Genomic DNA, 6000 nt, shown 5'->3' with positions numbered 1-6000 from the left:
AGTCGCCCCGCAAACTTCATCGGAAATGAGTCAGACCCCCGATTGGATGCCGATCACCCCGAAAACGGGGTCCTTATTCCATGCCGAAACACATGCGAAGACTTGAATGAGTCTGGAAGTGGCCCATTCGAGGCTTGCCCGCCTGCCCTCAGACGCGAGGCCGGCGCACTTTCGCGATGAGGTCAGATGGTGGCACGCGATCCCCACGGTCACGCTCAAGCGGTAAACCGCTGCTCGCCCTTAGGAATCGTTAACCATCGGGGCCTAGCCTGCCGTCATTGGCCGGTCATCATCAGCGGATTGCCGCTCGGTTCGTTCAAGGAGAACAGCCGGTGTCCGCCGAGACCTGACATATGCCGCGCTAGGTGCGTGCCTGAAAATCTCTCCAGTGGCCGCTCGTCGCTTGTGATTGCGCTTGCCGCGCTCACTTTCGGAGCAAAGTCCTGGCGTATAGCAATCCGTGTCCTCTCATTCCCCAGCTCGGTGGAGTATTTGCGAGGCAAAAATGGCCAACATTAGCGATATTCGCGAGATGAAGGCGCGCATTACCGTGTTTGGGGTCGGCGGTACCGGTGGCAATGCCGTGAACAACATGATCGCGGCCGGGCTGCAAGGCTTCGACTTCATCGTCGCCAATACCGATGCACAGGCGCTTAGCATGTCGAAGGTCGAGCGTCTCATCCAGATGGCAGATGGGCACGCGGCAAGGTCGGTGAAGGCAGCGGGCGATAGCGGCTGGTTAGGTTTGCGTGATTAAATGGGAACCTCTACATGCTGTGATGTAGGCGCGGCCTCTGGTGCTTTTCGGCTCTGGGCCGATGTGACCGGGCCCAGAGGGGTAGGTCAGGCTTCTGGAGCGGTCACCCCCGCGGACCGCACTTGCACACGCGACGCCGCGGATTTCGCAACTTTTTTTGCCCGTGACACTTTTTGGAAACTTGCGGCCTAAACTCTATGACTGTACGGCCGGAAGCCAAGGCGGGCCGGCCTAGGGATCGAGATGGCCCTTACCCCCTCTTGGAAATCGGCCCCATGGCCAACGAGATCAAGCGCTTGCCCAGCAAAACAGGGCCCAAGGAAATCAACCCAGCACGGGGGTGACTCTGTTCGCCCGTTCGTGCGTTACCTTCTAAAATCGACAAGATGGCGCACAGCACTGCATCAACACCCCCTCAAGGGTGGTAGTTGACGCAGCGCAAGTGCTCTTTGCGTCAACTATAAAATCAAGTTAGCGCAGTACTTAGCGCGGTAGTTGGCGCACCCAGCTTGGGCTTGGTCGAGTGGGTCTGAGCACATGCCATTTATGCCGATTGGCGGGGTTCTGCTCTTCCTCGACGGCAAGGGTTCCGTCTGCTCTCCAACCCGCAATGATCTTGTCAGCCTGCACCCGATTTTCCTTCTCGCTAGCGTCGAGTCCCAGCACGTCCATGACGAGGTTTCCGGCCCAGTTCGTTCCTGAGGTTCGACCCGGTTTCCAGGTCTGATTCTCCAGGCGCACTAAAATCAATTCCATCTGCTCAGGCGTCACTGCACCGGCTGCTGTAGCGGCGGTCTCAGCCTTTGATGGCCAGTTCCACGGCGTCACAACACCAACGTGATCCTGCGGCCTAGTCAGGCCGTCACCGTTTCCGAGGCCGACGCTCTCCAGCTTACGCCAGGCGCGGCGATTGTCTTGCTTCGTCATGTTCGCTTTTCCCGTGATGACATAGAAGTGGCTGGAGGTATCGTGCGGAGGAACGCCCGCCTCCTTCGCCTGCTCAGGCGACATTCGGTTCAGCAGCCTCACAGAACGGGCGGCTCCGATAAGCGCCACAGCTCCTCGGGCATCGTCGATCGTGGCCTCTTTATTCTCGTTTAACTTGCGTAGATGGTGGACAAGCTCAATCGCACAATTCGTGCGATCGGCAATCTGTCCCCACAGCTTCGCGACCCTATCAATCGCGCCGTTATCGTTTTCATTCACCCTGTGCGATGACACAAACGGGTCGACAATCATGGCATCGATTCCGTTCGCCATGATGTGTTCAACCACCGCCTCGACGATGGGCTGGCGAGGGTCGACGCCCCTTCTGGTTTCTTCCATAAGCACAAGCTCCTGCTCCCGGCCGACATCAAGGAAGAGACCGGCAACGTCCTCACGCTTCAGTTTGTAATGAAGGCGAGCAGCCTCGATACGCCGCTCCATCTCGTCGCGCGGGTCTTCGCCGTTGAACAACGCGACACGCAGCCGGTTCGACAGACCGCCATCGCCATCACATGACAGAAGAGGCCTACCTGACACCATCGCCAGGGCTTCAACGACGCTGTTGGACGTCTTGCCAAGACCACCAGGCGATACGGTGACTGATACATATTTGCGGATGTAGTGCTGCGCGAACAGCCAATCGCGGCGCGGTAGTTTGGTGGGGTCCTGCGGGATGTATGGCGTGAGAGCGAAGGCTGGCTCGCTGGTGGTGCCATCCTCATTATCATTGCCGGGCTCGCTGGCTGGGGCGATCCCGGCCTCAACGATTTCGCGTGCGGCGATGGCCTGCCGGACAATTTTGAATATCTCAGGATCGATCTCTTCAAATATAGGTTCGGCAGTCATGCCGATGGGCGTGAACGTCCTCGGGTCCTTCCACTCGAAGGGGGTGATAAGTCTAGCTTGGGAGTCGGGCATTGTGCGAAGGTCCATTCATGGTCATAAAGCGCATAGTTTCGTTAGCGATTGCATCAACCGCATTACGGTCGAACGCGCATGTTCGGCCGTGGTCATTGCTGAGTCCGAAAACTCGGAATGAGCCATCTAAGGCGCGCGACACGCGCAGGCCGTAAAGTCTGATGCCGGGTGATGTCTCGACGTCGACATGCCCGATTATTGGTGCTTGCCCAGGTCGAGCAGACAGTATCTTCAAATGTACCTCTCCTCTGTGCGCCACTGCGAGCGTCCGTAGATGACGCCGTCGCCGTCGGTCACATAAAAGGTCACGCTATCGTCGCGAGTGATAACGCGAGTGGGAGCCGGCTCGCGTCGCGGAAACATGCGGTAGTAGTCGGCAATCACCTGCTGTCCTGCGGTCATGCACTTCACCTCCGAAGTTGATAACTATTGCCGTTTCGCGGCCGGGCACTAAAGGCTGCCCCCGATCTATTTGGTGGTTGGCACGGCAAAGCTGCGGGATGCTCTCGGCTAAGGGGCCGATCGAGCGGGCGGTCTAGGTGGCGACCGAGTAATCCTTGCGGTCGCGCAGAACGCCAGCATGCTCGGCAAGCGGCATGTCGGACGACACAAGGACTGGACCATCGCCGATTACATCGGCCTGCGGTCTGTCGAATCCAGGAAGCTCCTCGTTGAACCTATCGGCGAGTTCGCACAAAACCTGAACCCTAGCCTGAAGGTCAGCGCGCGCCCCAACTGCAGCCTGCCAAGCGTCATCAAGCTCTCCGTTGAAGTGGTCGGCAAAGCGCCCCTGTGCCATCTGATGCCATTCACCCTTGGCTTGGGCATGCCGGGCGGCCAGACCGTGATCGAAGTACGGGTCTAGAGATTTGCGAGCGATGGCGTCAAAAACATCGGGCCGCAGTGTCGCCATCGCATCGATTTCGGTCTGCTCAATGCCGTACCGTTCTACCCACCCAGCAGCCCTCAACTCGGTCGGCTTGAGCGGCGCATGGGGAAGGCCGAACTCCTTAACCTGCTCCACCGTCAATGCCGGCGTGATCACTCGGAACGACAGGTTGTTCGGATAATGCAGGTCCCGGAATGCACGCAGCTTATGGGCAATGCTGATGGCCATCTGATAACCGGACGGGTCGCAGTCGGCAAACACTGCGACAACCATTTCGCGGCCATCCCCGGCGCCAGTCGCAGCCATCTTCGCCAAGAGCGTATTGCTGATTTCGCCGGATGGCAGATACAGGTCTGCTTCGTACTCCTCGGCGATTGGACCGAGCGCACTCTCAAGCGAGGTTTTCTCGCCATAGATGACAAGTTGATAGGCTTGCCTGGCATCGCCCCAGTTACCGGCGACAGTCGGGATAAGGTCGTCGTCATCGGGCATGAGAAGTTGCGCGGCGAGACCCACCTTGTACCCACGAGTTGCCCTGCTACGAATCCTTATGACCGGGTCTGCGTTCCTGGCATCGAATACCTTCTCAAACGAAACGTAGCCGAGCCACCGAGCGATATTCGAGGCGTCCTGCAGGAAGGTCCAACAATCAAAGTCGTTCTTGTAAGGTATGCCTGAAGGAAGGCATGCGTCACCGAGCGAGACCACGGCATAATGAATCCCTCTGTTATGGTACGTTGCCTCGGTCCTGAATAGGCCGGCATGCTCCATCTGGTCGCGGAACCACTGGCCCTTATTATGATTGGCCTTAGTGTCGAGACGATACGGGTCAAGCCGCGGTGACAGCACGGTCAGGTTGCCAAGGTCGATGCCGGTGCGGTCCTTCTCTTCGCGGAGGATGTCACTGAGGCTCACGCCGCGACCTGGCGCTTGGTGTTGTCGTTGGCGGCACGCGCAGCGATGCGGTCAGCGATCCACTGATTCACCTCCTGACGGACGAACGCCATGCGTTTGTCCCCGAGCTGGACCGCGGCCGGGAAGCGGCCCTCCGCACGATAGCGATTCAGCATCGTGCGGCTCAGGCTAGTGAGCGCGCATGCGGTCTTCATGCTGACGAGCATGGGCTCGCAGGCAGACGGATTGGTAGACATGGGAGAGATTGATTTCAGTCTGACGCCGGTACCAGCTCCTGAGGAGTCTTTGGCTGCGTCGAGGAAACCGATACCCGCCGGCACAAGGGCCAGTCCGGGTTGCGACTGAGTCGCTTGGGCTACGGACTACATAGACAACCAATTCGCTATTGACAACTCCAAAACCGTACGAAACTGCATCCTATTTTTCGTGGAAGTGCACTCGCTCCAGAGACCGCGCGCCGGAACCGGAACCCCGCCCTGCGAGGTGAGTCGCCCGCCGGAGCGCGGCAAAGCTCTGACAAAAGTAGGGAGAGAAAGCGGGGAAGCGTTTTTTGCTATCTCGAAAAGCGCAATGAATTCAGGTTCTTAACCTGTAGTAAATGGCTCCCCGGGCTGGATTCGAACCAGCGACCATCCGATTAACAGTCGGATGCTCTACCGCTGAGCTACCGAGGAAAAGGGCGAACCTGTCGTTCGCGCGCGGCTGCGTATAACAAAGCCGCTTGCGCTTGCAAAGGACGAATTCGCTATGTGGCACATTGCGGCGAGGAAGGGCACGCGGCCCCTCCTCCGCCCGGCCTCAGGTCAAGTTACTCGGCGACGAACGAAGTGGTCTTGGTGCCGGAATCGTAGCGCAGCCGGAGTGCCGTGAACTTGCAGAGGTTGACGTTCTTCCAGAGCACGGTCTCGTCATAGTTCTGCCAGTCAACGCGGACGTTCCAGACGCATCCTTCGTCGTCATCGTCGAACTCGACATAGGTGCTCGCCTGGTTCTGCAAAACCTTGTCCAGCTCGTTGTCCCATTCGTCCATGCCATCGTCCGGGGCGTTGAAGCCCAGGAATTTGATGGCATAGCCGGTCTCGTTGACGACAGTGACGTTGCGGGCGTCAGTCGCGTACGACGGCGCGGCGGCAATCGATAGACCGACCGCGATCAGTGCAGACAGAAAATACTTCATATGAAATTCCCCCGATCGAAACGGGCTTTCGGTGCCTGACGTCGATCGGCGCAGGCGCCGCGGCAACCAATGGCGTTGCCTCGAAGGATTCGTCGGAGGCGCAATCGAAAGGTGCAAGACGCGATCGATCCGCCTCCGGCTCTCTGCACGACGCGAGACGCGCAGCGAGCAATTCTTATCGATTCGAATTCTCCGCAGCAATGAACCGGCATTCATAGATCGCGGGGTTTGTTGTCTCCGGGGCGGGCGCCCGGCACCGCGCGAATATGATTCTTGTCGCAGACACAGCTTCGCGCCCTCGCGGCTTGGCTCGCCCGAGCTTTGCTTTGTTTCGTACACCCTCCTCGTCAGAGGGCG

At 58.7% G+C, this 6000-nt stretch carries 5 protein-coding genes, 1 tRNA gene and 1 pseudogene; 1 reads left to right on the top strand and 6 read right to left on the bottom strand.

The genetic code is table 11. From position 1 onward, the window contains the following. Positions 1 to 505: 505 nt before the first annotated feature. Positions 506 to 688, top strand: a pseudogene (locus IVB13_RS39935) (cell division protein FtsZ); the annotation flags it as partial. A gap of 552 nt (positions 689 to 1240) precedes the next feature. On the opposite strand, the gene IVB13_RS39930 reads toward IVB13_RS39935, so the two are convergent. The 6 genes from IVB13_RS39930 to IVB13_RS39905 form a co-directional block, all read right to left on the bottom strand. Next, entirely contained in the window at positions 1241 to 2662 is a 1422-nt protein-coding gene (locus IVB13_RS39930; RefSeq protein ID WP_247492756.1) for an AAA family ATPase, read from the bottom strand. Positions 2663 to 2893: 231 nt separating this feature from the next. Further along, a complete protein-coding gene (locus IVB13_RS39925) occupies positions 2894 to 3064 on the bottom strand; it encodes a hypothetical protein (RefSeq protein WP_247492754.1) in 171 nt (56 codons plus the stop codon). A gap of 133 nt (positions 3065 to 3197) precedes the next feature. Then, positions 3198 to 4466 carry a hypothetical protein gene (locus IVB13_RS39920; protein ID WP_247492752.1) on the bottom strand — a complete coding sequence of 423 codons (1269 nt, stop codon included), beginning with the start codon at positions 4464 to 4466 and terminating at the stop codon, positions 3198 to 3200. Next, on the bottom strand, positions 4463 to 4702 hold the full coding sequence (locus IVB13_RS39915) for an AlpA family phage regulatory protein (protein ID WP_247492788.1): 240 nt from the start codon (positions 4700 to 4702) through the stop codon (positions 4463 to 4465). Before IVB13_RS39915 ends, IVB13_RS39920 begins: the two co-directional genes overlap by 4 nt. Before the next feature lie 363 nt (positions 4703 to 5065). Next, positions 5066 to 5140 (bottom strand) — tRNA-Asn (locus tag IVB13_RS39910). Between the two features lie 134 nt (positions 5141 to 5274). Further along, entirely contained in the window at positions 5275 to 5643 is a 369-nt protein-coding gene (locus IVB13_RS39905) for a hypothetical protein (RefSeq protein WP_018457812.1), read from the bottom strand. Positions 5644 to 6000: the final 357 nt, after the last annotated feature.

This window comes from Bradyrhizobium sp. 17, assembly GCF_023073515.1.
Lineage (GTDB): Bacteria > Pseudomonadota > Alphaproteobacteria > Rhizobiales > Xanthobacteraceae > Bradyrhizobium > Bradyrhizobium canariense_D.
The sequence above is the reverse complement of the archived record's forward strand: the minus strand, read 5'-3'. Positions and strand labels throughout refer to the sequence as shown.

What these genes read in the sequence shown, in the direction of transcription:
- IVB13_RS39915 (WP_247492788.1), bottom strand. Translation starts at nt 4,702, where the DNA reads ATGTCTACCAATCCGTCTGCCTGCGAGCCCATGCTCGTCAGCATGAAG.
- IVB13_RS39905 (WP_018457812.1), bottom strand. Translation starts at nt 5,643, where the DNA reads ATGAAGTATTTTCTGTCTGCACTGATCGCGGTCGGTCTATCGATTGCC.
- IVB13_RS39925 (WP_247492754.1), bottom strand. Translation starts at nt 3,064, where the DNA reads ATGACCGCAGGACAGCAGGTGATTGCCGACTACTACCGCATGTTTCCG.
- IVB13_RS39930 (WP_247492756.1), bottom strand. Translation starts at nt 2,662, where the DNA reads ATGCCCGACTCCCAAGCTAGACTTATCACCCCCTTCGAGTGGAAGGAC.